Source organism: Streptomyces sp. NPDC019224 (assembly GCF_040632605.1).
GTDB lineage: Bacteria > Actinomycetota > Actinomycetes > Streptomycetales > Streptomycetaceae > Streptomyces.
On sequence record NZ_JBEYCF010000006.1, the window covers coordinates 126217 to 148745 of the forward strand.

Here is a 22529-nt window from a genome sequence, read left to right on the forward strand (position 1 = left end):
CCATGGCTATGCGCGAAACGCGACGGACGCGTTGATACCGCCGAAAGCGAAACTGTTGCTGAGCGCCGTACGCAGCGGCCGCCGTTCCCGCGTCCGGCCGACCAGGGGCAGCCGGGGTTCGAACGGCTTGTCCAGATTGGGGTTCGGATGGCAGACGCCCGCCCGCACCTGCAGCACGGTGGCCACCGCCTCCAGGAGTCCCGCCGCGGACAGGCAGTGCCCGATCAAGGGCTTGCTGGAGTTGACGGCCGGCCGGCGCACACCCCTCGCCTCGCCGAACACTTCGAGCAGCGAGGCGGCCTCCGTCTCGTCCCCGAGCACCGAGCCCGTCCCATGCGCGTTCACGTAGTCCACCTCGTCGGGCCGCAGCCCTCCGGACTCCAACGCGGCGCGCATGGCCGCGACTTGGCCCGAGGAGCTGGGGGCGGTGCCCCGGCGCGCGTCCAGCCGCTGTCCGTGACCGATGATCTCGGCCTTCACCTCCCCGCCCCTGGCCCGCACGGCCCGCACCGGCTCGAGGACCACCGCGGCGGCGCCCTCCCCGCGTACGAAACCCCTGCGTTCCTCGTCGAACGGTCTGCACATGCGCTCGGGGCTGTCCGGGAACCCCTCGTGCGCCAGGGCTCCACTGCGGCGGAACGCCTCCACCTCGACAGCGGAGAGCTCGGCCACCGGCGCCACGACGACCACGTGGTCCGCCCAGCCGGCGGACACCATCCGCGCCCCGTGGATCAGGGCCAGTGAACCGCTGGCGGAGGCTCCGCCGATGGCACAGCCCTCGCCGCGCACACCGAGGAGTTCACTGACCGCGCCGACGACGTCGACGTCCATGTGCGTCAGCGCGTACGAGGCGCGGAGTCCGGCGGGTGTGCGGCGATGAGCGAGCGCCGTCTTCGCCTGGTGCGCCAGGGCGAGCTGGCTGCCCGCGACGAGCACGGCGGCGCGTCGGCCCCAGAAATGCCGATCGTCTCCGCCGTCCTCGGCCATCGGCAGTCCGGCGTCGAGTACGGCCTTCAGCGCCACGCAGGCCGCGGTCCGCGCCGGCAGCGCCGCCCGTCCCACGACTCCGCGCAGAGACATGACAGTCCGCGGCAGGCCGTCGAGATGCCGCACCGCCCACTCGGCCGTCCCGAACTCACCGAGCCGCGCCATGGGCAACGGCTGCCCGGTCCCCGCGGTCTCGTCCGCACCGCCCGCGGACACCGCGCTGCGGCCCTCGAGCAGCGAGGCCAGGAAGTCGTCGAGCTCCTCGGCAAGCGGGGTGAGCACGGCGGCCCCGCTGATGGCCACGTTCATGCCGGTCGGCCTGCGCCTGCCGATGTGTCCGCCGACGCCTGCATGTACTCGGCGAAAACCGCCACCAGCGCCCCCAATTCCTGGGCGGCTCCGAACCCGCTCACCGGAACCTGCACGCCGAGCGTTTCCTGGGTACCGATCAGTACGTCCATGCGGTCGATGGAGTTGGCCCCGAGCTCCCTCATCGTGAGGTCGGGTGTGATGTGCACGCCCAGCAGCTCGGGCAGCACATCGACCAGGTTCCGGGTCAGAGCGGCGAAAATCTCGGATTCAGTCACGCGAAACTCCTAGCTCGCGAGGCCCACGGGGTCAGTCCGCGAGGGTGTAGTCGAACGAATACGAGTGCTTCCCATCGGCGTTCACGATCGTCATCCCACCGGCCAGCCCCTTGAGCTCCCCCGTTCCGGAGTCCGGCACCACGACCACACTCAGCGCGAGGTTCCCGGCCGACATCGTCCCGTTGTGCTGCAGGACGAAGGTTCCGCTCCGGCCGTGGAGCGTGCCGTCGACCCGTTCCATCGCCACGTACCCGGCCGACGTCCGCACCTGGCCCACCGTGCGCAGCACCTGGAGGGAAGCGGTACCGTCGAGGTCACCGCGGAAGACCTTGCTCACGGTGGCACTGAAACGCGACACTCCCCCCTCCTCGTCGTGCACGCGCTCGTCCCATTCCGTCTCGAAGGTGCCGACTGCCTGAGGCATGAAACTCTCCAGAGTGTGAAGCAACGTAAAGCCCTGCACCGGGAGCCCCCGGCCGCGTCGAGTATCCCGGCCCCCGCCCAACCGCCACAGTCAAAAGTGAGCACGGCCGAGCGCACCTCACACGCCCCGTCGGCGACGGCCGGACGGGTGCCGGGCCGGCGATGCCGGCTCCCGCGATCAGCACGTTCCGGTGTGTCCTGACGCGCCCTTTCGGCTTCCTCGTCTTCTCGCGTACCGGGCGGCAGACCGGGGCGGGACTCGTCCGGGCCGGCCGGGGACCGCTCGGCGCGCACGGTCCCCGGCCGGGTCTCAGACGGTGGCGTGCGGCTTGGTGCCGGAGTCGTCGGCCGTGGCCTCGGAGGTGGTGCCGTGCTGTTCTTCTTCGGGGCGGCCCTTCTCGGGCAGCAGGAAGGTGATCGCGAAGAAGGCCACCGGCAGGCACGCCTGAACGATCAGCGCGTGGTGGAAGCCGCCGGTGAAGTCGCCGGTCCTGACCTGGGCGAAGACCACCGAGCCGAAGACCGCGACGCCGATCGCGGTTCCCACCGCGAGGGGCAGGTTGCCCAGGCCCGCCTCACCAGCGGTGAAGTGCCGGCCGATCTGGAGGAACAGGGTCTCACCCGTCGAAGCATGCCCCGGCATGGCATGAACGTCCCCGGCTCAGTCGGCGGTGCCGGGCTCCACGACCCACTCGGCCTGCAGTCCGCTCACCGAAGCAATCATGTCGAAGTCGCCGTCGTAATGCAGGAGCGTGGCCCGATGCCGCTCGGCAGTTGCCGCGATGAGGACGTCGGCCAGCGAGAGCGCCCGGTGAAAGCCGGCATTCAGGGCCAGGGCCTGGATCTCGAGTGCCCGGTCGAACTCCTCGTCATTGCAGGGCAGGTAATCGAATCCTCGGAGCAGGGTACGCAGGCGCAGCGCCTCGGGCTTTCCGCGCGCCGAGTACAGAACCTCGTACTCGGTCGGGGCGCACACCGCCAGGAGCCCGTCGCGGTCCAGCACATCCAGTCGTGCCCGCACCGCCGGTTCGCCCCGGCGGGCCAGCGCGGACTTGTCGATGAGGTAGCGCCCCTTCACGCCGCCGAGGCCCCGCCTTCGCGCTTCAGCGAGCCGTCCGGGTTCCGCGGCCCCGTCTGCGAGCGAATCTCCGCGAACGTGTCCTCGAACTCACCATCGTCAATGGCATCGAACAACTCCCGGCGCAGCCGCAGCCTCACCCCCTCCTCCATGGCCGCCCGCACTGCGGCGGCCTTCGTCTTCACCCCGTACACCCGCATCGCCTGCTCGACGATCTCCTCATCCAGATCGATCACAGTCCTGGCCATCAGTTGTCCCTCCACAGCTCGACGCCCCAATAACGATATCAATTAGACCTCAGAAGTGATATCAAAATACTGGAGCGTGTCGAGAGTGCCTCGATCGGCATCGGGAGCACGACCTGGACTCCTCACAACGATCGACTCGTGGCCTCGGGAAGGCTCATCGGAGTGGAAACCTGGCACTGGCGGCCCATCCACGCCCCAGGACGGTCCGGAGGGCCAGGGATGACGACAGGTGACGAGGGGTCAGCCATCCCAGCACCATCCCAGCACGGGAGTTCCATCCCAGCACCGTGCAGCTCAGTCGCCCCGCCGGTCGCCCCCACTCGTCGCCTGCACGCTGACGCCGGATCCGACCGGCGCCACGGCCCGGTCCGCCGCGATGAGGGGTGCCGGCCGCATCGCGTTCTGCAGGACCGTCCGACAGTGGCCCCAGGCGCTCGGCAGCAGATGCCCGTAGATGTCGATCGTGGTCTTGACCGACCGGTGGGCCAGCCAGCGTGAGACCTCGTGGATCGGGACACCGTGGGTCAAGGCGGTCGAGGCGAAGAAGTGCCGCAGGCTGCCGGGTGTGTATGTCGCCTTGCCGTCCGGGCCGACCAGGCCGGCCGACTGGCACTCCTTCTTGAAGTGGTAGCCGTACGTGGACGCGGTGGGCATCGCGCCTTTGCCCTGGGAACGCGGGGAGAAGAAGGCTTCGAGCCTGCACCGCTTGCTCTTCTGCCCGATGAAGATCACGGGCACCGGCTTCCACGTCGACAGGTGAGCGTTCATCTCCTGATCAACAAAGAGAACGGTCGGAACATCGCGGTATTCACTCTCCGTCCGGTTCTTGAGCGGTACGAAGACCATGCGGCAGTCCGCGCGGTGGGCCATGGAGCTGACTTGCCAGCGGATCCTGACGAATCCGGGCCGTCGACATTCGGTGGAGAAGGCGAGGGCCTCGCTGGGACGTTGGCCGCTGTCCGCCTGCAAATAGACCGCGAGCCGGTACTGCGGCGATATGTGTGCCGCAATGAGGTCGACCTCCGCCGGCGTCGGATCTCGGGGGTCACTCCACCCGCCTTCAGGTCCAAGACGTCACCCAGGCGGACAGTCTCACCGCGGTGCAGCTACTGAGCGACGCCGGCGGCCTGCACGGCCACAAGTACGCCATTGACGCCCTCGTCGCCGCGATGGCGCTCCACTCCCCGGCACCCGTCCTCGTACTGACCTCGGACCGCGACGACTGGTCGAATCTCTGCGGCGACCGCGTACAGATCAAGGACGTATGAGCTGCTCCGGGTGTGAGTGGTCGCGATACAGGGCTGTCGCCGAGCGTGGATGCAGGGCCGGGTGCGGGGAGAGACACTGTGGGGCACGCCGGGCGGCAGGGGCTGGGGGCGGGTGACGTAGGGACCGAGGTTGTACGTCAACACAGCCCCCCGTCCACGAGCATCACCGTGCGCTGACCGGTGTGCCGCGCGATCGCCTCGAAGTCCCGATCACAGTGCAGCAACGCGACACCGGACAGCTCGGCGACCGCCGCGACCAGGAGATCGACCGGACCGGCGCTGCGGTGCTCACCGTGCGCGACCAGGATCTGTTGCACCTCCCGCGCGCGCCCGTAGACGCCGTCCGGAACCGGGGCCCAGGCATAGAACCCTTTGAGGTACTCCTGCATCTGCTTGTGGTGACTCGCCGACCTGGCGGAACGCAGCACCTCGATCTCCGTGATCTCGCACATGCCGACCAACCCGGAATCCAACGCCTCCCCCCAGCCCCAGGCGTCCGCGCCGCGCTGCAGAAAACGTGCCACAGCCGAGGTGTCGGCCAGATAGTTCACGCAGCCCGGCCCTCGTCTGCACCAGTACCGGGCCGGTACTGCCCCTTGTCCATCAATACATCCAGATCCAGCGCCTCGGCCGCAATACGCTCGGCCGCCAGCCTCGCCTCGTGCCGCTCGACCCGGTCACCGATCTCCCTCAGCGCACGATTGACCGTGTCCTTCTTCGTCTTCGTGCCGAAAGCCCGCTGCGCCACCGCCAGCGCCCGCTCATCAATCTCGATCAAGGTCTTACCCATATCCGGTCCTCCCTTCCCCACCCTTCTTGTATCCAAAATTTATCACGGATATACGCAGGCCGGTCACCCTCCCCATCGCCTCCGAGGGGGCCCGCGCGGGCCCCCTCGACACACCCGCCTTGACGGTTCATCAATTCATCCAGCACGGCAAAAAGCAGGAAGTACACCCCGGCGCGGGACGGCAGGTCTCTCAGCCGCTGCTGGACCGCCCGGCTCTCCTCGCATGCAAGCTGTCCTGGTCGACCGCCTGTACCGACGAGCTCCGCCGCTCCGCGTCTGGGTCCCGTCAACGGGCTCACGTGACCGATCGAGGTGCCGGCCCTCCCCGCAGCCGGACAGGCGAGAAGCCCGAAGTCCCCGTCGAATGCCTGCCGCAGGGCGCCGACATCTCCCACGTCACCGGCCGGGAGGCCGTCGACGACATCGCGACCCTGGAGCACTTCACCCGGTTCGCGCGGCCCTCCGGGCCGTCAGCACTGTCCGGCCCACGCGGGTGAGTGCCCCGGCCTCAGAGCCAGCGCCGCCGTTTGAACACACCCCAGAGACCGGCGCCGAAGCTGATCACGAGGGCGACCGCGAACGGGTATCCCCAGGTCCAGTGCAGCTCCGGCATGTGGTCGAAGTTCATGCCGTAGACAGAGGCGATCAGGGTCGGGGTGAAGAGGATGGCCGCCCATGAGGAGATCTTCTTGACCTGCTCACCCGTCGCACCGGGCAGCACACTGTCCGAAACCCAGCACGGGCGTTCCCATCCCAGCACGGGAAAAAACCAAGGGCCCGACTCCAAAGAGTCGGGCCCTCTCCGACCTGGGCGTTTGCCAGATCAGCGACGTGGTGACATGTCAGCGGCTACACGTTGAAGCGGAACGTTCAGCACAGAGCTCCGACCTGCGAAAACGCGGTTCTGAAAGTGGCCATCCAGCACCGATCAGCACGGTGCGAGTTCATCCAGCACATCCAGCACACGCAACCGCGACGAGGGGAGCCTGTCCACCGCCACGACATCCTTTGTGTACACACGAGACACTCGGTACCCTTGGGCCCATGACGCAGCCGCTACCCATAGAGTCCATCCGCGACGTGCGCGCTCACCTGGCGGAGGTCGTGGAGCGCGCGGACCGCGACGACGTACCCACGGTGATCACGCGCCGGGGCAAGGAAGTCGCCGCCGTGGTGTCCATTGAGGTGCTGCGCAAGTACCAGGAATGGGAAGAGCGTGAGATCAACCGGATCATCGACGAGCGCATGGCCAATCCGGCACCCGGCATCCCGATCGAGGACATCATGAGGGAGACGCTGGCGCGCAGTGAGTGAGTACCGAACCGTCTTCCGACCCGAGGCCCAGGCCGAGCTCCGGAAGATCCCTCGCGACGTGGCGCTGCGCATCCTGGCCAAGCTGACCGAGCTGGAAACCGACCCTCTCGGCTTCAACACCACCGCACTCGTCTCCCAGCCCGAACGTCGCCGCCTCCGCGTCGGCGACTACCGCGTCGTCTACACGATCGACAACGGGGAACTGGTGATCTGGGTCGTGCACGTCGGCCACCGGTCCACCGTTTACGGGACCTGATCACCACTGACCCCACGCCAGAATATCCAGCACCCATCCCACCCGGCGACAACGAAGGGGTCGGACTCGACCGAGTCCGACCCCTTCTGACCTGCACACTTGACCAATCAGGTCACGTGCAGCAAGTGAACGACTACACGTTGAAGCGGAACTCCACCACGTCGCCGTCCTGCATCACGTAGTCCTTGCCCTCCATGCGGGCCTTGCCCTTCGCGCGGGCCTCGGTGACCGAGCCGGTTTCGACCAGGTCGTCGAAGGAGATGATCTCCGCCTTGATGAAGCCCTTCTGGAAGTCGGTGTGGATGACACCGGCCGCCTCGGGGGCCGTGGCGCCCTTCTTGATCGTCCAGGCGCGGGTTTCCTTGGGGCCTGCCGTGAGGTACGTCTGGAGGCCCAGGGTGTCGAAGCCGACGCGGCCGAGGGTGGCGAGGCCGGGTTCCTCCTGGCCCATGGACTGGAGGAGTTCCAGGGCCTCGTCGTCGTCCAGCTCGATCAGCTCGGACTCGATCTTGGCGTTCAGGAAGATCGCCTCGGCCGGGGCGACCAGGGCGCGCTGTTCGTTCTTGAAGTCCTCGTCGACCAGTTCGTCCTCGTCGACGTTGAACACGTAGATGAAGGGCTTGGTCGTGAGGAGGTGCAGCTCGTGGAGGAGGCGGCCCTTCTCCGTGGAGGCCGTGATGCCCGCGTGGAAGAGGGTGTCGCCCGCTTCGAGGATCTTCTGCGCCTCCTCGACCGCGGCCAGGACCGCGACCTTCTCCTTCTGGAGGCGGGACTCCTTCTGGAGGCGCGGGACCGCCTTCTCGACGGACTGGAGGTCCGCGAGGATCAGCTCCGTGTTGATCGTCTCGATGTCGTCCTTCGGCGAGACCTTGCCGTCGACGTGCACGACGTTCTCGTCCTTGAACGCGCGGATGACCTGGCAGATCGCGTCCGACTCGCGGATGTTCGCGAGGAACTTGTTGCCCAGGCCCTCGCCCTCGCTCGCGCCGCGCACGATCCCCGCGATGTCGACGAAGTCCACCGTCGCCGGCAGCACCTTCTGCGAGCCGAAGATCTTCGCCAGGGCTTCCAGACGGTGGTCCGGGACGCCGACCACGCCGACGTTCGGCTCGATCGTGGCGAACGGGTAGTTGGCCGCCAGCACGTCGTTCTTGGTCAGGGCGTTGAACAGGGTCGACTTGCCGACATTCGGCAGTCCGACGATTCCGATACTAGTACTCATGCCACAAACGTCCGCTCAGGATCAAGAAGGGTGGGGTCGGCCGCGACTCCTGGCACGCTCACCGGCTTCCCGTTCGCACGGCAGCCCGAGCGCGCCATCGTCCACGTGCGCGTATCACGGTACAGGGACACGGGCGAGTAGATCTCCTTCGAACTCCCGATCGACACATCCGGCCTCTGCCGCCGAGGCGGCCGGAAGCGGTCAGAACCAGTGCAGGCAGTGCGGGGAGAGGTCGCTCCCGAACAGCGCGTCCGCGAGCATAGCGGCGCCCGGGCGGTGCGCCCGGATGTGTCCGGCGCGCACCAGCGTGCTCGGGCGGGTACCGCCGAGGTAGACCGAGCCCAGGTCCCGTACGTCCAGGGACAGGTCGGGCTGCCGGTCCGTGGGCACGCACTCCGCCCCGCCGTCGCGGACGGTCAGCAGGTAGCGGCCCTGCTCGCCCAGGAAGGGGTCGTCGACTTCCAGCACGAGTTCCCCCTCCGTGAACCAGCCGCGCGCCGTCAGGGCACGCGGTACGTCGAGGAGGCGTACCCAGAGCCAGTCGGTGTGGCCGCCGACCTCACCGGCCCGGACGTCCGCGAGCTGCCAGCGCAGCGGATGCTCGGGCTGGACGTGCCGGAACACGACCTGGGAGACCAGGTCGTGCCCGAGGGCGTACCGGGCCAGGGCGGTGAAGGCCGCGTCGTCGACGGCGATGGTCTCGTCGACCGTCAGGGTGTTCTGGTCGCCGACGGGGCCGATGGAGTAGCTGGCGTACCCGTCCGCGTCGCCGTCCGCGTTCCGGTGGACGGCGACGTGGCGAGGTGCCCGGGAAACCGGCGGCTGGCCCGCGCCGAGGTCCCACCAGCGGTGCGGCCGGGACAGCGCGCCGGGCTGGGCGCGGCGGTACCGGTCGTAGACCGCTTCGAGGATCTCGCCGCACTCGGCCCGCCGCAGCACCTCGACGGAACCGGTGCCGGGGGTGTCCGGAGCACCGGGGCCGCCTCCCTCCGGCGCTCCCGCCCCCCGCGGCTCCGCCGCCTCCGCCCTGTGCCGCGCCACCGTCAGCCGCGCCGTCGACGTCGCGGGGCCGTACCCGAACCGGCCGTAGATCCGCGCCTCCGAGGCCAGCAGCACCGCCAGGAACTCGCCCCGCTCCCGCACCTCGGCGAGCTGGTGGCGCATCATCGCGCTGAGCACGCCGCGTCGCCGGTGCGAGGGCAGGACACCGACGGCCGTCACTCCGGCGGCCGGGACGGGCTTCCCGCCGGGCAGGGTGAGCTCGAAGGAGTGCGCGGCGGCGGTGCCCACGGGCTTTCCGTCCGGTGCCACGGCGAGCAGGCCGCGGTCCATCTCCAGCGCCGACCACCAGCGTCCGCCGTCCGCGATCGGGGTCTCCGGGAATTGCCCGAAGGCCGTGTGGACGGTCTCGACAAAGACCTCCAGGTCCTCATCGGTCGTGGGACGGATCTCCATCACTGCCGCTTTCTCTTCGGGATTCGGGAGTCGGGAATCGGGAGTCGGGAGTCGGAACGGGGCACAGCGTACGGGGAGCGGCCGGGTCCCGAGCCGGTCGCGCCGGGCTACTCGTGGGCGGAGCGCAGGGTCACCGCCCCGCGAAAGCCCCCCGGCGCCATCCTCGACATCGCGTCCAGCGACGCGTCCGGCACCGGCAGGAGGTGGGCGTCGACCCAGGTGTCTCCGGTCGCGCCGTTGGCCCAGGGGTCATCGATCACCACGGCACCGGGCACGACGCCGTGGCAGAGCACCCAGTGCGGGACCTCGAACCCCTGCATCGCGGCGAGCGAGAGCAGCAGGAGTACGTGATCCCGCCGGCCGATCACGTCCCGGACCGCGCTCAGGGGGAAGTGGCCCGGGTCGACCGGGACGCCGATGCGCTCGGCCTCCGTACGGGACACGCTCTGCAGCAGCGCGCGCCACTCCTGGTCGCCCGGGGCGAGGTGGTCGAGCATGACCGGCCGGTCCGTGTCGAGGTGGACCGTCACCCCGGACGACGGCCGTGCCCGGCGCAGGGCGACGCCCAGGCCGACGGGCTCGCAGGCCATGAAGTTGGTCGCGTCCCGCCACAGCGTCAGCTCCGCCCGGCGGTCCAGCGCCTCGCGCGGCAGGACGCCCGCGTGCACCTGCGCGACGAGGCCGGTGACGGCGCCGCAGCTGAAGTGGGTGGTCTGCCCGTAGTACGGAGGCGCGGTCACCGCGTCGTCGTTCAGCCAGCGGACGTAACCGGTGGCCGGGCCGTTCGCACCCTCCGACTGCGAGAGCGGTGGTTCCAGGGCGGCGAAGCCCGCGGCGGCGGCCTCCTCCGGTGTGACCGTCCACCCCTCCCACTTCAGCTGGACGAGCCCCCGGCCGCGGGCGTGGGCGGCGACGGCCTCGATGACGGCCGGTACGTCGCCGACGGCATCCACGATCTTCAGATACGCCGTGTCCGGGCGGGCGGTCACGAGCGCGGCACCCCTCCACTCCTCGCCGTCACCGCGCACGGCGACGATGCGCGGGGCGTGGGCGGAGCGGTCGACCGCGCCCCAGCGCTCCGCCACCTCCGGGTGGACGAGCGGGGCCGGCGCGGTGCCGGGTTCGTACGGCATGACGATGCTGTTCACGGACGGCACGGGCCCTTCCTGTCGGGACTGTGGGATCGGCATGTGAGTACTCCGGAAAACATCACGCGCGGGACTGCCTCAGCACCCACACGAAGTACGGTGCGCCGACCAGCGCGATCATCAGCCCCGCCGGCACCTGGGAAGGGGCCGCGACAGTGCGGCCCAGCGCGTCCGCCACGCACACCAGCAGCCCGCCGAGCAGCATCGCGACCGGGATCGCCCGGGCCTGCCGGGCGCCCACCAGGGAACGGGCGAGGTGCGGGGCGACGAGCCCCACGAAGCCGACGACACCGATGGCGATCACGCTGAGCGCGGCGAGCACGGCGGCGATCGCCAGGGCCGCGAAGCGGGTGCGCTCCACCCTGACGCCGACGATGCGCGGGGTGTCCTCGTCGACGGCGAGCAGGTCGAGCCGTTCGCGCATGGACAGCAGTACGGGAAGGGCGAGGGCCAGGCCCACGGCGACCGGGACGGTGTCGGAGAACGTACGGCCGTAGGTCGTGCCGGAGAGCCAGGTGAAGATGCGGGGCGTGTTGTACGGGTCGGCGCGCAGCAGGAGGAAGGTGGTCACGGCGCTGAGGCCGTACCCGACGCCGATGCCGATCAGCACGAACCGGTCGGGCAGGAAGCCCCCGCGCCAGGCCAGCAGGGCGATCACCGCGAAGGTGGCGAGCCCGGCCGCCACGGCGACCGCGACGAGCACCGTCCGTCCGCCGCCGAGCCCCGAGGTGACGACGCCCGCGGCGCCCAGCCCGGCGCCCGCGGTGATGCCGAGGATCCCCGGCTCCGCGAGCGGGTTGCGTACGGTGCCCTGCACCACGCATCCGGCGAGTCCGAGCGCCATGCCGGCGAGGACCGCGGCGGTGACCCGGGGCACCCGGTCGTCCAGGGCGGCCCCGATCAGGTCGGGGGCGGTGCCCTGCATCCAGAGGGCGAGGTCCCCGGTCTTCAGCCAGAGGCTCCCGGCCAGGGTCCCGACGAGAGCGGCCGCGGCCAGCAGGGCCGCCGCGCCGGTCACGACGAGGAGGTAGGCGCGCCGGGAGCGTGCGGCGACCCGGGCCCGTGGCGGCTGCTGGATCCGGCCCGTGTCGCGCAGCCGCAGCGCGAGGACCACGATCACGACGGAGCCGAGCAGCGCGGTCGGCACCCCGGTGGGGATGGAGGCCGCCCCGTCCGCGCCCTGCACCGCGCGCAGGACCGCGTCCGCGAGCAGGATGAGCAGCGCGCCGACCAGGCCGGCCGCGGGGATCAGGAGCAGGTGCCGACGCAGCGCGCGGACCCGCCCGGCGATCAGGCGGGCCAGGACGGGCGCGCCGAGGCCGACGAACGCCATCGGGCCCGCGAGGGTGACCGAGGTGCTGGTCAGGAGGACCGCGCAGACCACGGCGGCCACCCGGGTGCTCCGGATCGGCACGCCGAGGGTGGCCGCTGTGTCGTCGCCCAGGTTCATCACGTCCAGCCGCCGGGACAGCGCCAGGGCGGCGCAGAGCACCAGGACGACGAGGGGGACGGCGCGCAGCGACGCGTCGATGTTCAGCTGCGAGAGCGAGCCGCTCCCCCAGGCGTAGAGGCCGGTGGTGTTCTGCTTGAACAGGATGAGGAGCATCCCGGTCGCGGAGTCCAGGGCCATCGCCAGCGCCGATCCGGCGAGGATGAGGCGGGTGCCCGAGGTGCCCGCCGCCCGGCCCGCGAGGAGCAGCACGAGCGCCGCCGCGGCCAGGCCGCCGGCGAAGGCGACGACGCCCGAGGCCCACAGCGGTACGGCGAGGCCGAAGGCGGCGACGAGCGAGACGGCGAAGTAGGACCCGGCCGAGACCGCGAGGGTGTCGGGCGAGGCCAGCGCGTTGTGCGTGACGGACTGGAGCAGCGTGCCGGCGCAGCCGAGGGCGAAGCCCACCGCGACGCCCGCGAACAGGCGTGGCAGTCGGGAGCCGGTGAGGATCTCGCCCACCGGTGCGCCGTCGGCGCCGTCCCGTTCCCCGGCGAGGTGGCGCACCAGGTCGCCGACGCCGACGCCCGAGGTGCCCTGGGTCAGGTGCCACAGGCCCACCAGGACGGTCGCGGCGAGGAGGACCGCCAGGACGGCCGCCCCGGCGGGAGCGCCGCCGCGGTCCTTGAGCGGACGCGTGGACGCTCCCTCGGTGGGTACGGCGCTCACTTCTTCTCGAGTACGTCGACGTAGGCGTCGATCGCCTGCTCGTTGGAGCGGGGGCCGCCGGCGCCCCACACCCGCGCCGGGAAGGCGTGGGCGCGGCCTTCCTCGACGGCCGGGAGCTTCTTCCAGATCGGGTTCTTCTGCAGCGCGGCGACGTAGCCGCCGGCGCCCTCGTCGTTGGCGTAGAAGAGGTTCGCGTCGCCGACCGCGACAAGTCCCTCGACGTCCGTCTGCGCGAGGCCGTAGGCGGGGTCGACTCCCCCGTCACCGTGCTCCTTGTTGACGCTGCTGGTCCACGCCGGCTTCAGGCCGAGCTCCTTGCCCAGCTCGGTGAAGAGGGCGCCGTCGCTGTAGGGGCGGACGGTGAGGTTGTTACCTTCCAGCCAGCCGTCGAAGAACACGAAGTCCTTCGTCGGCAGGTCGGCGTCGGTGACCTGCTGCTTCGCCTTCGCGAGGTGGGCGTCGAACTCCTTGAGCACCTGGTCGGCGCGCTCGGTGCGCCCCGTGGCCTCGCCGATCATGCTGAAGACCTGGCGCATGTTCCCGATCGGGTCCTTCGGGTTCGCGCCGCGCGTGGCGAGCACGGGGACGCCCCGCTTCTCCAGCTTCTTGATCATCTCGTCCTTGGCGTCGAACGCCTCCACGACGATGAGGTCGGGCTCGGCCGCGTACAGGGTGTCGAGGTCGGGCTCCTCGCGGGTGCCGATGTCGGTCACCCCGCCGGGCAGCTTCTCCGCGCTGACCCAGGTGCTGTAGCCCTTCGCGTCGGAGACGGCGGCGGGGGTGACGCACAGCGTCAGCGCGTCCTCGACCTGCTGCCACTCCAGGACCGCGATGCGCTTGGCGGGCTTGTCGAGCTTCACCTGCCGGCCGACGCCGTCCGTGAGGGAGACCGGCCCGGTCGACGTGGTGGTGGTGTCGTCGGCGCAGCTCTTCGACGCGGGGGCGGCACTGGCGCTGCTCTTGGCCGTGACGTCGTCGGCGTCGGTCGTACCGCAGGAGGTGAGGGCGAAAAGGGCGAGCCCGGTCGTGGCTGCGGCCGTCAGGCGGCTGGCGCGGTTCATGGAGGGTCCTCTTTCTGGAAAATTCTCGAAGGGTGCGCCGGAGCGCGGCACGGCTGCTCCGGAAGGGGTGGCGTCCTCGTCAGGAGAGGTGGCGCCCGAGGGGGTCGATGCGCAGCCGGTCCGTACGCGGGTCAAGGGCGACGTCGACGCGGATGTCGTAGACCAGGCCGATGTTCTCGGCGGTGAGCACGTCGGCCGGTGCGCCCGCCGCGTGGATACGGCCTGCGTGCATGAGGACCAGCGTGTCCGCGACCCGGGACGCCTGGTCGAGGTCGTGCAGCACGATCCCGACGGCGAGGCCGTGCCGCTCCACGAGGTCCCGCACCAGGTCGAGCGTCTCGAACTGATAGCGCAGGTCCAGGTGGTTGGTCGGTTCGTCCAGCAGCACGACACCGGTGTCCTGGGCGAGGCAGGCCGCAAGCCAGACGCGCTGCATCTCTCCGCCGGAGAGCTCCCCGACCTGCCGGTCCGCCATGTCCCGTACACCGGTGACGCCCATGGCGCGGTCGACGGCGGCACCGTCCTCGGCGGTCGGTCCGGCGAAGCCGCGCCGGTAGGGGTGGCGCCCGAACGCCACCACCTCCGCGACCGTCAGCCCCTGGGGCGCGGGCCGCGACTGGGAGAACAGGGTGACTTCGCGGGCGAACCCCCGGGGGCTGAGCAGGGCCGCGTCCCGCTCGTCCGCTCCGTCGGGGGCCCCGAGGGTCACCCGGCCGCCGTCCACCTGGTGCAGCCGGGAGAGCGCGCGCAGCAGCGTGGACTTGCCGCTGCCGTTCGGCCCCACGAGGGCGGTCGCGCGGCCGGGTTCCAGGGTGACCGAGACGCCGTGGACGACCGGCTCGCCGCCGTAGCGCAGTACCAGGTCGCGTCCGTGGAGCGCGGCTGCCGGTCCGGCGGGGCCGGCCGGGAGTCTTCCGGCACGGCGGAAGGGGCTTGTGAACATGAGGAGGTCCGGGTGATCGGAGGGGCGCGGAGTGGGGCACCCCCCGCCCGGCCTTCACCGGCCGGGCCGCGCGCTCTCCCGCACGCGGGCAGCACTGAGCACGGCGAGCAACAACTAAGGGTTACCTAACTCGAAGAAGACTATATTCCGCTTGTCATGCAGACAATCCGGCGTTCTCGCCACCCGATACGGGATTCCGGACATCCCCGGAGGCTGCCACCGCCCCGAAGAACGCGCCGGGCGTGGTTCCCATGACGCGCCGGAAGGCGGCGATGAAGGAGCTGGGCTGCGCGTAGCCGAGGTGCTCGGAGACGGACCTCACATCGAAGCCGTCGGACAGGAGCGTCAGCGCCCGGTGCACCCGCAGCATCTGCCGCCACTGCGCGAAGGAGAGCCCGGTCGACCGGCGGAACGCACGGGTGATCGTGCGGTCGCTGGTCCCCAGCCACCGCGCCCACTCCTCCAGTGAGCGTCCGTCGGCGGGATCGTCCAGCAGGGCTTCGGCGATCGCGTCGATCCGGGGATCGCCGGGCAGCCGCAGCGCCAGCTGGTGCTCCGAGGGCTCGATCACGTCGAACACGACGGCCTCCGCCCGCAGCCGGGCCGCCTCGCCGAGATCCGTGCGCGAGAGATGGGTCAGCAGCGATACGAGCAACGGAGTCATGGCGATCGCCTTGGGTTCCCCGAACGCGAACGGCGTGCGGTCGGGTGCGAAGAAGGCGCTGTGGAACCGCGCGCCCTCCGTCGCCCGGCCCACGTGCACCACCCCGGCGGGCATCCAGAGCCCGTGCCCCTCGAACACGGTGAAGACGCGGTCGCCCACCCGGGACGTCAGCGTCCCGCCGCGCACCCAGACGAGCTCGTGCAGCCGGTGCGCGTGCCGCGCCCACTCCGTGGGGGCGGGGACGATCCGGAACTCCGCGACGACGGCACCGGAGGCCGGCGACCGCTCCGGGAGCGCCCCGGCCCGCCGCAGCACCGTGCCCGCCTCGCGCCGCCACAGCCCCGGGCTCACCTCACCGCGGGACGACCGGACCATGCGGACGAGTCTAAGGGCCGTCCCGGACCGGTTCCCGTTGCGCCGTGTGGCATCGAACTCATCCCCAAGGTCGGCCAAAGGGCGTGTCCCGCACCCGGTTCCCGCCTCCCGGCGACCTACGTTGTCCCGGTGGAGCAGCACAGGACACGTCCCCCGCAGCGCAGGCAGACCCGGCAGGCCCCGTCGTCCCCGCTGGGGGCGGCCAAGGGAGCCAGGAAGGCCGACGGCGCGGGGGCCCTCGGTCACCGGGTGATGAGCGCCCCCGCCGGGCGGCCCGTCTCGCCCGCCGTGCTCGCCCTGCGCCGGCTGCCCAATCCCCGGCTCACCGGAATCGGCGCCGGGCTCTTCGCGGCCGCCGCGATGTTCCTCGTCGGGTGCCTGGACCGGTTGCTGTTCGACGACTCCGCCGCCGTGTTCGGTGTGCTGTTCCTGCCGGTCAGCGCGCTGACCGCGCTCTGGGTACGGCCGGCGGACCTGGTGACCGCGCCGATCAGCGTGCCCATCGCCTTCGCCGTCGGCGTCGCGCCCATCTCCGGCGGCGCCGGCGGCTTCGGCGGCCAGGCCATGGCCGTCGTCACCGCGCTCGCCGTGCACGCCGGCTGGCTGTACGGCGGCACCCTCGTCGCCGGCCTCATCGCCTCCGTACGGAAGGTCCGGCTGATGCGGGCCCGGCAGCGGCGCATGATGCTGGCCGCGCAGACCGCCCGCCCCGCCGCCGCGCCGCCGTCACCGGCCGCCCGCCCGGCGGGACGCGCCCCGCGCAGGCCCTCCCGGCGTTAGACCGCGTCCGGCGGGCTTCCGCCGCCTCCGCGGGCGCCCGCCCGGCCGGGAGGGGTCCCTCCCGGCCGGGCCCGGCTACTTCGACGCGGCCTCGGCCGCCGCCATCGCCGCTCCCACGATCCCCGCGTTGTTCTGGAGCTCCGCCGGGACCATCTCGGCCCGTACGCGCTCGATCAGCGGCAGGAACTTGTCGGCCTTGCGGCTGATGCCGCCGCCGATGATGAACAGTTCGGGCGAGAACAGCATCTCCACGTGCACCAGGTACTTCTGCACCCGGCGGGCCCAGTGGTGCCAGCCCAGGTCCTCGTCCTCCTTGGCCTTCGTGGAGGCGTGCTTCTCCGCGTCGTGGCCGTTCAGCTCCAGGTGGCCGAGCTCCGTGTTCGGTACGAGCCTGCCGTCGATGAAGAGCGCGCTGCCGATCCCCGTACCGAACGTCAGTACGACCACCGTGCCCTTGCGGCCCCGGCCCGCGCCGAACGTCATCTCGGCGATGCCCGCCGCGTCCGCGTCGTTGAGCACGGTGACCGGGAGGCCCAGCCTGTCGCCGAGCAGGGTGCCGGCGTCCAGGTCGATCCAGCCCTTGTCGACGTTGGCCGCGGTGCGGGTGAGGCCGCCCGTGACGACGCCCGGGAAGGTGATCCCCACCGGGCCCTTCCAGTCGAAGTGGCCGACCACCTCGGCCACGCACCCGGCCACGTCACCGGGGGTGGCCGGGTGCGGTGTCAGTACTTTGCGGCGCTCCTGCGCCAGGTCTCCGCGGTCCAGGTCCACGGGAGCACCCTTGATCCCGGATCCGCCGATGTCCACGCCGAAGATCTCCATGTGATCCACCGTACGGGCACCCGTGCGCGATCACTCCCGGAACGCCGCCCAAAGGCGCCCGCTACTCGCCCTTCAGGGCCGCCGCCTCCGCGCGCAGGTCGCGGCGCAGTTCCTTCGGAAGGGAGAAGACGATCGACTCCTCGGCCGCCTTCACGATCTCGACGTCCTCGAAACCCCGCTCGGCCAGCCACGCCAGCACACCGTCGACCAGCACCTCGGGCACGGACGCGCCGGAGGTGACGCCGACCGTGGAGACGCCGTCCAGCCAGGCCTCGTCGATCTCGTCGGCGCCGTCGACCAGGTGGGAGGCGCCGGCGCCCGCACCGAGGGCGACCTCGACCAGGCGGACCGAGTTGGAGGAGTTCTTCGAGCCGACGACGATCACCAGGTCGGCGTCGGAGCCCATCTGCTTCACCGCGGTCTGGCGGTTCTGCGTGGCGTAGCAGATGTCGTCGCTGGGGGGCGAGATCAGCAGCGGGAACTTCTCCTTGAGCGCGCCGACCGTCTCCATCGTCTCGTCGACCGAGAGCGTGGTCTGGGAGAGCCAGACGACCTTCGACGGGTCGCGCACCTCGACGTTCTCCACGTCCTCGGGGCCGTCGACCAGGGTGATGTGGTCGGGGGCCTCGCCGGAGGTGCCGATGACCTCCTCGTGGCCCTCGTGGCCGATGAGGAGGATGTCGAAGTCCTCCTGCGCGAAGCGCACGGCCTCCTTGTGGACCTTGGTGACCAGCGGGCAGGTCGCGTCGATGGTGGCGAGCTTCCGCTCGGCCGCCTCCTGGTGCACGGTCGGGGCGACGCCGTGCGCGGAGAACATCACGATCGAGCCCTCGGGGACCTCCGCCGTCTCCTCGACGAAGATCGCGCCCTTCTTCTCCAGGGTCTGCACGACGTACTTGTTGTGGACGATCTCGTGGCGCACGTAGACCGGGGAGCCGTACTGCTCCAGGGCCTTCTCCACGGCGATCACGGCACGGTCCACGCCCGCGCAGTAGCCACGGGGAGCGGCGAGGAGGACGCGTCGGGGGGTCGTAGCAGTCATGCGTCCCATCGTAAGGCCGTACCGAACAGGCGCGGGGGGCGGCGGGTCTGGAGACTGATCTTCGAGCGAGGGGGATCCGATCTTCACGCGACCGACGGAGGGCGGCTCATGGCCGACAGCGGTACGGGACCCGGCAGCGGGAGCGGCGGCAGCACCGCGGGGACGGCCGGGCTGCGGCGGACCCTCGGGTTCCGGGACCTGGTGGTCTACGGGTTGCTGTTCATCGCCCCGATGGCCCCCGTGGGGGTGTTCGGGACACTCGACGCGAAGTCGGACGGGGCGGTCGCGCTGGTGTACGTCGCCGCGACCGTCGTGATGGCGTTCACCGCGTTCAGTTACGCCCAGATGGTGCGGGTCGCGCCGATGGCCGGTTCGGTGTTCGCGTACGCCCGCAAGGGGCTCGGCGAGGGGCCCGGCTTCATCGCCGGGTGGATGGCGATGCTGGACTACCTGCTGATCCCCGCCGTGGCGTACCTCTTCTCCGGGATCGCGATGAACTCGCTGGTTCCGGAGGTCTCGCGGTGGGTGTGGACGGCGCTCGCGGTGGTCGTGACGACCCTGCTCAACCTGTGGGGCGTGCGCGCCGCCGCCCGGGTGGGTTTCGCGGTGCTCGCGATGGAGATCGTGGTGCTGCTGGTGTTCGTGGTGTCCGCGGTGGTGGTGCTCGTACGGGACGGGGCGCAGCGCGGCTGGCTGACGCCGCTCACCGGGGATGCGGGTTTCTCCACGGCGGCGGTGCTGGGCGCGGTGTCCGTGGCGGTGCTCTCGTACCTCGGGTTCGACGCCATCGCCTCGTTCGCGGAGGAGGTGACGGGCGGCTCGGCGCAGGTGGCGCGGGCGGTGCTGTTCTGCCTGGTGCTCACGGGGGTGCTGTTCGTGGCGCAGGCGTATCTCGCCGCGCTGCTGGAGCCGATGACCTCGGCGGAGCTGACCGCCGATCCGGGGGCGCAGGGTTCGGCCTTCTACGACACGGTGGACGCCGCGGTGGGGACCTGGCTGCACGATCTGGTGGCCGTGAGCAAGGCGATCGGGGCGGCGTTCGCGGCGCTGGCGGGGCAGGCGGCGGCCGGCCGGCTGCTGTTCGCGATGGCCCGCGAGCGGCGGCTGCCGGCGCTGCTGTCCCGGATCGACGCCCGTTCCGGGGTGCCCCGGGTGGCGATCCTGCTCGCGGCCGTCGTGACGCTGGTGGCGGCGGTGTGGGCGGCCCGGCGCGACGACGGGCTCGACCATCTGGTCTCGGTCGTGGACATCGGGGCGCTGACGGCGTTCGTGCTGCTGCACGCGTCGGTGGTCGGCTGGTTCGTGGTGCGGCGGATGGAGGGGACGCCGGACTGGTGGCGGCATCTGCTGGTGCCGGTGGTGGGTGCCGGGGTGCTGATCGCGGTGATCGTGGAGGCGACGGCGAGCGCCCAGGTGGTGGGGGCCTGCTGGCTGGCGGTGGGGCTCGTGGTGCTGCTGGTGCAGCGGGGGCGGCGGGGTGGGGTGCGGTGAACCGGGGCGGGGGCGCGCGGTCCGCCGGGCGGGGAGGGGCCGTTGTCGGTCCCGGCCGTTACGCTCGCTCGCATGGCTCTGAACACTTCCCCGGAAGCGCCGCTGCCCGTCGGTGACGTGTCGCGGCTCATCGGCGGCTGGATCGACCGGCTCGGTTCGGTCTGGGTCGAGGGCCAGATCACCCAGCTGTCCCGGCGGCCGGGCGCCGGGGTGGTGTTCCTGACGCTGCGCGACCCGTCGCACGACATCTCGGTGAGCGTGACGTGCTTCCGGCAGGTCTTCGACCGGATCGCCGATGTCGTGTCGGAGGGCGCGCGGGTCGTCGTGCTCGCCAAGCCCGAGTGGTACGCGCCCCGGGGGCAGCTCTCGCTGCGCGCGACGGAGATACGGCCGGTCGGCATCGGTGAGCTGCTGGTGCGGCTGGAGCAGCTGAGGAAGTCCCTGGCCGCCGAGGGGCTGTTCGCCCTCGACCGCAAGAAGCCGCTGCCCTTCCTGCCCCAGCTGATCGGCCTGGTCTGCGGACGGGCGTCGGCGGCCGAACGCGATGTACTGGAGAACGCCCGCCGCCGGTGGCCCGCCGTCCGCTTCGAGGTCCGCAACACGGCCGTGCAGGGGGTGCACGCGGTCAGCCAGGTCGTGCGGGCCGTCAAGGAGCTGGACGGCGTCCCGGACGTCGACGTGATCGTCGTGGCGCGCGGCGGCGGCAGCGTCGAGGACCTGCTGCCGTTCTCGGACGAGGAGCTGATCCGTACGGTCGCGGCCTGCCGGACGCCGGTGGTCTCGGCGATCGGGCACGAGCCGGACTCCCCGCTGCTCGACCTCGTCGCGGACGTACGGGCGTCCACGCCGACGGACGCGGCGAAGAAGGTCGTGCCGGATGTGAGCGAGGAGCTGGACCGGGTGCGGCAGCTGCGGGACCGGTCCCTGCGGGCGGTACGGGGACTGCTCGACCGGGAGGAGCGGGGCCTGGCCCACGCGCTGGGGCGGCCCTGCATGGAGCATCCGCGGCGGATGGTGGACGAGCGCGCGGCGGACGTCGAGGCGCTGGCCGGGCGGGCCCGCCGGGTGCTGGGCCATCTGCTGGACCGGGCGGACTCGGAGCTGGCCCACACCCGGGCCCGGGTGCTCGCCCTGTCGCCCGCCGCGACCCTGGAGCGCGGCTACGCGGTGCTCCAGCGCGCCGACGGGCACGTGGTCCGCGATCCCGCCGACGCGGGCGGGGCCGGGGAGACGCTGCGGGCCCGGGTCTCGGGGGGCGAGTTCGCGGTGCGGGTCGCGGAGTAGGGCCGGGGGTCACAGGGCTCGGGCCCCCGTGACCCCGCGGGGATGGACGTACAGGCCGGCACGGACCGGCACATGCCGACGCATAGGGTTGATCACATGACGGACGACGGGACGGCGGCCGCCGCCGCGACGGGGACGCTCGGTTACGAGCAGGCGCGCGACGAGCTGATCGAGGTCGTACGCCGCCTGGAGGCGGGCGGGACCTCGCTGGAGGACTCCCTCGCGCTCTGGGAGCGCGGCGAGGAGCTGGCGAAGGTGTGCCGCCACTGGCTGGAGGGCGCCCGGGCCAGGCTCGACGCCGCACTGGCGGGCCCGCCGGACGGCGAGGGGCCGGACGCCTCGGGTCCGGCGGCGGACGCGGACGCGGGCTGAGGCGGGACGCGCCCCGGTTCGTATTCCACGGATCGGGGTGAGTCTCCCCACTTCCGATTTAGTTGAATGTTAACGCACTTTCCCCGTACGGTGATCGTCGTGGCTCGGTCCCCCGCGGATCGCCGCTCGATCCCCCGTGTACGTCCGGAAGGTAATACGCACGATGTCTCTCGTTCTCGACTCCGCCGCCCAGGACCTCCTCTTCCGCGAGGCCCGTACCGCCAACACGTTCACCGACGAGCCGGTGACCGACGAGCAGGTCCAGGCCATCTACGACCTGGTCAAGTACGGCCCGACCGCCTTCAACCAGTCGCCGCTGCGCGTCGTGCTGGTGCGTTCGGACGAGGCCCGCGCGCGTCTCGTGCAGCACATGGCCGAGGGCAACCAGCCCAAGACCTCGAGCGCCCCGCTGGTCGCGATCCTGGCCGCGGACAACGAGTTCCACGAGGAGCTGCCGGGCCTGCTGCCGCACTTCCCGCAGGCCAAGGACATGTTCTTCTCGGAGCGCCCGGTCCGTGAGTCGGCCGCCTCGCTGAACGCCGCCCTGCAGGCCGCGTACTTCATCATCGGCGTCCGCGCCGCCGGCCTGGCCGCCGGCCCGATGACCGGTTACGACGCCGCGGGCATCGAGAAGGAGTTCCTGGACGCCGACCACAGCGTCCTGATGGTCGTCAACATCGGCAAGCCGGGCGAGGACGCCTGGTTCCCGCGTCTGCCGCGCCTCGCGTTCGACGAGGTCGTCCAGACCGTCTGAGTCACGG

General features: G+C 71.3%; 26 protein-coding genes and 2 pseudogenes. 9 read left to right on the forward strand and 19 right to left on the reverse strand.

The genetic code is table 11. From position 1 onward, the window contains the following. Nucleotides 1-6: 6 nt before the first annotated feature. The 7 genes from ABZ564_RS06045 to ABZ564_RS06075 form a co-directional block, all read right to left on the reverse strand. Complete coding sequence (locus tag ABZ564_RS06045; protein WP_360850168.1) at nt 7-1296, reverse strand: beta-ketoacyl synthase N-terminal-like domain-containing protein; 1290 nt, start codon at nt 1294-1296, stop codon at nt 7-9. Continuing rightward, nucleotides 1293-1574: a phosphopantetheine-binding protein gene (locus tag ABZ564_RS06050; RefSeq protein WP_360850171.1), complete on the reverse strand. Its 282-nt coding sequence runs from the start codon at nt 1572-1574 to the stop codon at nt 1293-1295. Before ABZ564_RS06050 ends, ABZ564_RS06045 begins: the two co-directional genes overlap by 4 nt. A gap of 31 nt (nt 1575-1605) precedes the next feature. After that, the gene (locus ABZ564_RS06055; RefSeq protein WP_360850174.1) at nt 1606-1998 is read right to left on the reverse strand and encodes a DUF3224 domain-containing protein; all 393 of its coding nucleotides are present in this window, start codon (nt 1996-1998) and stop codon (nt 1606-1608) included. 309 nt (nt 1999-2307) lie between these two features. Beyond that, a complete protein-coding gene (locus ABZ564_RS06060) occupies nt 2308-2640 on the reverse strand; it encodes a hypothetical protein (protein ID WP_360850177.1) in 333 nt (110 codons plus the stop codon). An 18-nt stretch (nt 2641-2658) separates the two neighbouring features. Next, entirely contained in the window at nt 2659-3075 is a 417-nt protein-coding gene (locus ABZ564_RS06065; protein ID WP_360850180.1) for a PIN domain nuclease, read from the reverse strand. Then, entirely contained in the window at nt 3072-3323 is a 252-nt protein-coding gene (locus ABZ564_RS06070) for a type II toxin-antitoxin system VapB family antitoxin (protein WP_360850183.1), read from the reverse strand. The genes ABZ564_RS06065 and ABZ564_RS06070 overlap by 4 nt, the downstream gene beginning before the upstream one ends. A 294-nt stretch (nt 3324-3617) precedes the next feature. After that, entirely contained in the window at nt 3618-4292 is a 675-nt protein-coding gene (locus ABZ564_RS06075; RefSeq protein ID WP_360850186.1) for a tyrosine-type recombinase/integrase, read from the reverse strand. A gap of 83 nt (nt 4293-4375) precedes the next feature. Between ABZ564_RS06075 and ABZ564_RS06080 the strand changes: the two are divergent. Next, nucleotides 4376-4591, forward strand: a pseudogene (locus ABZ564_RS06080) (DNA-binding protein); the annotation flags it as partial. A 137-nt stretch (nt 4592-4728) separates the two neighbouring features. Here the strand turns inward: ABZ564_RS06080 and ABZ564_RS06085 are convergent. Together ABZ564_RS06085 and ABZ564_RS06090 are read right to left on the reverse strand one after the other, a co-directional pair. Beyond that, nucleotides 4729-5142 (reverse strand): PIN domain nuclease, encoded by a 414-nt coding sequence (locus tag ABZ564_RS06085; protein ID WP_360850189.1) that lies wholly within the window; start codon nt 5140-5142, stop codon nt 4729-4731. After that, complete coding sequence (locus ABZ564_RS06090; RefSeq protein ID WP_360850192.1) at nt 5139-5381, reverse strand: type II toxin-antitoxin system VapB family antitoxin; 243 nt, start codon at nt 5379-5381, stop codon at nt 5139-5141. Before ABZ564_RS06090 ends, ABZ564_RS06085 begins: the two co-directional genes overlap by 4 nt. Nucleotides 5382-5680: 299 nt before the next feature. Here ABZ564_RS06090 and ABZ564_RS06095 point away from each other — a divergent pair, with 299 nt between their 5' ends. Continuing rightward, a complete protein-coding gene (locus ABZ564_RS06095) occupies nt 5681-5878 on the forward strand; it encodes a hypothetical protein (RefSeq protein ID WP_360850195.1) in 198 nt (65 codons plus the stop codon). 11 nt (nt 5879-5889) lie between these two features. Here ABZ564_RS06095 and ABZ564_RS06100 read toward each other — a convergent pair. Further along, nucleotides 5890-6081: pseudogene (locus ABZ564_RS06100) on the reverse strand (CorA family divalent cation transporter); the annotation flags it as partial. Nucleotides 6082-6425: 344 nt separating this feature from the next. On the opposite strand from ABZ564_RS06100, the gene ABZ564_RS06105 reads away from it, so the two are divergent. Next, complete coding sequence (locus ABZ564_RS06105) at nt 6426-6695, forward strand: type II toxin-antitoxin system Phd/YefM family antitoxin (RefSeq protein WP_007266282.1); 270 nt, start codon at nt 6426-6428, stop codon at nt 6693-6695. Then, on the forward strand, nt 6688-6951 hold the full coding sequence (locus ABZ564_RS06110) for a type II toxin-antitoxin system RelE/ParE family toxin (protein ID WP_360850198.1): 264 nt from the start codon (nt 6688-6690) through the stop codon (nt 6949-6951). Before ABZ564_RS06105 ends, ABZ564_RS06110 begins: the two co-directional genes overlap by 8 nt. Nucleotides 6952-7084: 133 nt before the next feature. Here ABZ564_RS06110 and ychF read toward each other — a convergent pair whose 3' ends face one another. The 7 genes from ychF to ABZ564_RS06145 form a co-directional block, all read right to left on the reverse strand. Next, nucleotides 7085-8173: a redox-regulated ATPase YchF gene (ychF, locus tag ABZ564_RS06115; RefSeq protein WP_360850202.1), complete on the reverse strand. Its 1089-nt coding sequence runs from the start codon at nt 8171-8173 to the stop codon at nt 7085-7087. Between the two features lie 201 nt (nt 8174-8374). After that, nucleotides 8375-9628 carry a GNAT family N-acetyltransferase gene (locus tag ABZ564_RS06120; RefSeq protein ID WP_360850205.1) on the reverse strand — a complete coding sequence of 418 codons (1254 nt, stop codon included), beginning with the start codon at nt 9626-9628 and terminating at the stop codon, nt 8375-8377. Between the two features lie 107 nt (nt 9629-9735). After that, complete coding sequence (locus tag ABZ564_RS06125) at nt 9736-10818, reverse strand: peptidase C39 family protein (RefSeq protein ID WP_360850208.1); 1083 nt, start codon at nt 10816-10818, stop codon at nt 9736-9738. A gap of 19 nt (nt 10819-10837) precedes the next feature. Next, a complete protein-coding gene (locus tag ABZ564_RS06130; RefSeq protein ID WP_360850211.1) occupies nt 10838-12934 on the reverse strand; it encodes an iron ABC transporter permease in 2097 nt (698 codons plus the stop codon). Continuing rightward, nucleotides 12931-13995 carry an iron-siderophore ABC transporter substrate-binding protein gene (locus ABZ564_RS06135; protein ID WP_360850214.1) on the reverse strand — a complete coding sequence of 355 codons (1065 nt, stop codon included), beginning with the start codon at nt 13993-13995 and terminating at the stop codon, nt 12931-12933. Before ABZ564_RS06135 ends, ABZ564_RS06130 begins: the two co-directional genes overlap by 4 nt. 79 nt (nt 13996-14074) lie before the next feature. Next, nucleotides 14075-14938 (reverse strand): ABC transporter ATP-binding protein, encoded by an 864-nt coding sequence (locus ABZ564_RS06140; protein WP_360850217.1) that lies wholly within the window; start codon nt 14936-14938, stop codon nt 14075-14077. Between the two features lie 154 nt (nt 14939-15092). Next, on the reverse strand, nt 15093-15977 hold the full coding sequence (locus ABZ564_RS06145) for an AraC family transcriptional regulator (protein ID WP_360850220.1): 885 nt from the start codon (nt 15975-15977) through the stop codon (nt 15093-15095). A 252-nt stretch (nt 15978-16229) separates the two neighbouring features. Here ABZ564_RS06145 and ABZ564_RS06150 point away from each other — a divergent pair, with 252 nt between their 5' ends. Next, nucleotides 16230-16757, forward strand: a complete 528-nt coding sequence (locus tag ABZ564_RS06150) for a DUF6542 domain-containing protein (protein WP_360850394.1) — start codon at nt 16230-16232, stop codon at nt 16755-16757. Nucleotides 16758-16832: 75 nt separating this feature from the next. Here the strand turns inward: ABZ564_RS06150 and ppgK are convergent, their stop codons facing one another. Both ppgK and ABZ564_RS06160 read right to left on the reverse strand, forming a co-directional pair. Continuing rightward, the gene (gene ppgK / locus ABZ564_RS06155) at nt 16833-17579 is read right to left on the reverse strand and encodes a polyphosphate--glucose phosphotransferase (protein ID WP_360850223.1); all 747 of its coding nucleotides are present in this window, start codon (nt 17577-17579) and stop codon (nt 16833-16835) included. Between the two features lie 61 nt (nt 17580-17640). Continuing rightward, nucleotides 17641-18621 carry a 4-hydroxy-3-methylbut-2-enyl diphosphate reductase gene (locus tag ABZ564_RS06160; RefSeq protein ID WP_360850226.1) on the reverse strand — a complete coding sequence of 327 codons (981 nt, stop codon included), beginning with the start codon at nt 18619-18621 and terminating at the stop codon, nt 17641-17643. Nucleotides 18622-18729: 108 nt separating this feature from the next. Here ABZ564_RS06160 and ABZ564_RS06165 point away from each other — a divergent pair, with 108 nt between their 5' ends. From ABZ564_RS06165 to ABZ564_RS06180, 4 genes are all read left to right on the forward strand, one after another. Further along, a complete protein-coding gene (locus ABZ564_RS06165; RefSeq protein ID WP_360850229.1) occupies nt 18730-20112 on the forward strand; it encodes an APC family permease in 1383 nt (460 codons plus the stop codon). A gap of 72 nt (nt 20113-20184) precedes the next feature. Continuing rightward, nucleotides 20185-21396, forward strand: coding sequence for an exodeoxyribonuclease VII large subunit (gene xseA / locus ABZ564_RS06170; RefSeq protein WP_360850232.1), 1212 nt, complete (start codon nt 20185-20187; stop codon nt 21394-21396). Nucleotides 21397-21492: 96 nt separating this feature from the next. Then, nucleotides 21493-21768: an exodeoxyribonuclease VII small subunit gene (locus ABZ564_RS06175; protein WP_360850235.1), complete on the forward strand. Its 276-nt coding sequence runs from the start codon at nt 21493-21495 to the stop codon at nt 21766-21768. A gap of 163 nt (nt 21769-21931) precedes the next feature. After that, a complete protein-coding gene (locus ABZ564_RS06180; RefSeq protein ID WP_360850238.1) occupies nt 21932-22522 on the forward strand; it encodes a malonic semialdehyde reductase in 591 nt (196 codons plus the stop codon). The last annotated feature ends 7 nt before the right edge of the window (nt 22523-22529 follow it).

What these genes read in the sequence shown, in the direction of transcription:
- ABZ564_RS06045 (WP_360850168.1), bottom strand. Translation starts at nt 1,296, where the DNA reads ATGAACGTGGCCATCAGCGGGGCCGCCGTGCTCACCCCGCTTGCCGAG.
- ABZ564_RS06055 (WP_360850174.1), bottom strand. Translation starts at nt 1,998, where the DNA reads ATGCCTCAGGCAGTCGGCACCTTCGAGACGGAATGGGACGAGCGCGTG.
- ABZ564_RS06060 (WP_360850177.1), bottom strand. Translation starts at nt 2,640, where the DNA reads ATGCCGGGGCATGCTTCGACGGGTGAGACCCTGTTCCTCCAGATCGGC.
- ABZ564_RS06070 (WP_360850183.1), bottom strand. Translation starts at nt 3,323, where the DNA reads ATGGCCAGGACTGTGATCGATCTGGATGAGGAGATCGTCGAGCAGGCG.
- ABZ564_RS06090 (WP_360850192.1), bottom strand. Translation starts at nt 5,381, where the DNA reads ATGGGTAAGACCTTGATCGAGATTGATGAGCGGGCGCTGGCGGTGGCG.
- ABZ564_RS06105 (WP_007266282.1), top strand. Translation starts at nt 6,426, where the DNA reads ATGACGCAGCCGCTACCCATAGAGTCCATCCGCGACGTGCGCGCTCAC.
- ychF (WP_360850202.1), bottom strand. Translation starts at nt 8,173, where the DNA reads ATGAGTACTAGTATCGGAATCGTCGGACTGCCGAATGTCGGCAAGTCG.
- ABZ564_RS06120 (WP_360850205.1), bottom strand. Translation starts at nt 9,628, where the DNA reads ATGGAGATCCGTCCCACGACCGATGAGGACCTGGAGGTCTTTGTCGAG.
- ABZ564_RS06125 (WP_360850208.1), bottom strand. Translation starts at nt 10,818, where the DNA reads ATGCCGATCCCACAGTCCCGACAGGAAGGGCCCGTGCCGTCCGTGAAC.
- ABZ564_RS06135 (WP_360850214.1), bottom strand. Translation starts at nt 13,995, where the DNA reads ATGAACCGCGCCAGCCGCCTGACGGCCGCAGCCACGACCGGGCTCGCC.
- ABZ564_RS06140 (WP_360850217.1), bottom strand. Translation starts at nt 14,938, where the DNA reads ATGTTCACAAGCCCCTTCCGCCGTGCCGGAAGACTCCCGGCCGGCCCC.
- ABZ564_RS06145 (WP_360850220.1), bottom strand. Translation starts at nt 15,977, where the DNA reads ATGGTCCGGTCGTCCCGCGGTGAGGTGAGCCCGGGGCTGTGGCGGCGC.
- ABZ564_RS06150 (WP_360850394.1), top strand. Translation starts at nt 16,230, where the DNA reads ATGAGCGCCCCCGCCGGGCGGCCCGTCTCGCCCGCCGTGCTCGCCCTG.
- ppgK (WP_360850223.1), bottom strand. Translation starts at nt 17,579, where the DNA reads ATGGAGATCTTCGGCGTGGACATCGGCGGATCCGGGATCAAGGGTGCT.
- ABZ564_RS06160 (WP_360850226.1), bottom strand. Translation starts at nt 18,621, where the DNA reads ATGACTGCTACGACCCCCCGACGCGTCCTCCTCGCCGCTCCCCGTGGC.
- ABZ564_RS06165 (WP_360850229.1), top strand. Translation starts at nt 18,730, where the DNA reads ATGGCCGACAGCGGTACGGGACCCGGCAGCGGGAGCGGCGGCAGCACC.
- xseA (WP_360850232.1), top strand. Translation starts at nt 20,185, where the DNA reads ATGGCTCTGAACACTTCCCCGGAAGCGCCGCTGCCCGTCGGTGACGTG.
- ABZ564_RS06175 (WP_360850235.1), top strand. Translation starts at nt 21,493, where the DNA reads ATGACGGACGACGGGACGGCGGCCGCCGCCGCGACGGGGACGCTCGGT.
- ABZ564_RS06180 (WP_360850238.1), top strand. Translation starts at nt 21,932, where the DNA reads ATGTCTCTCGTTCTCGACTCCGCCGCCCAGGACCTCCTCTTCCGCGAG.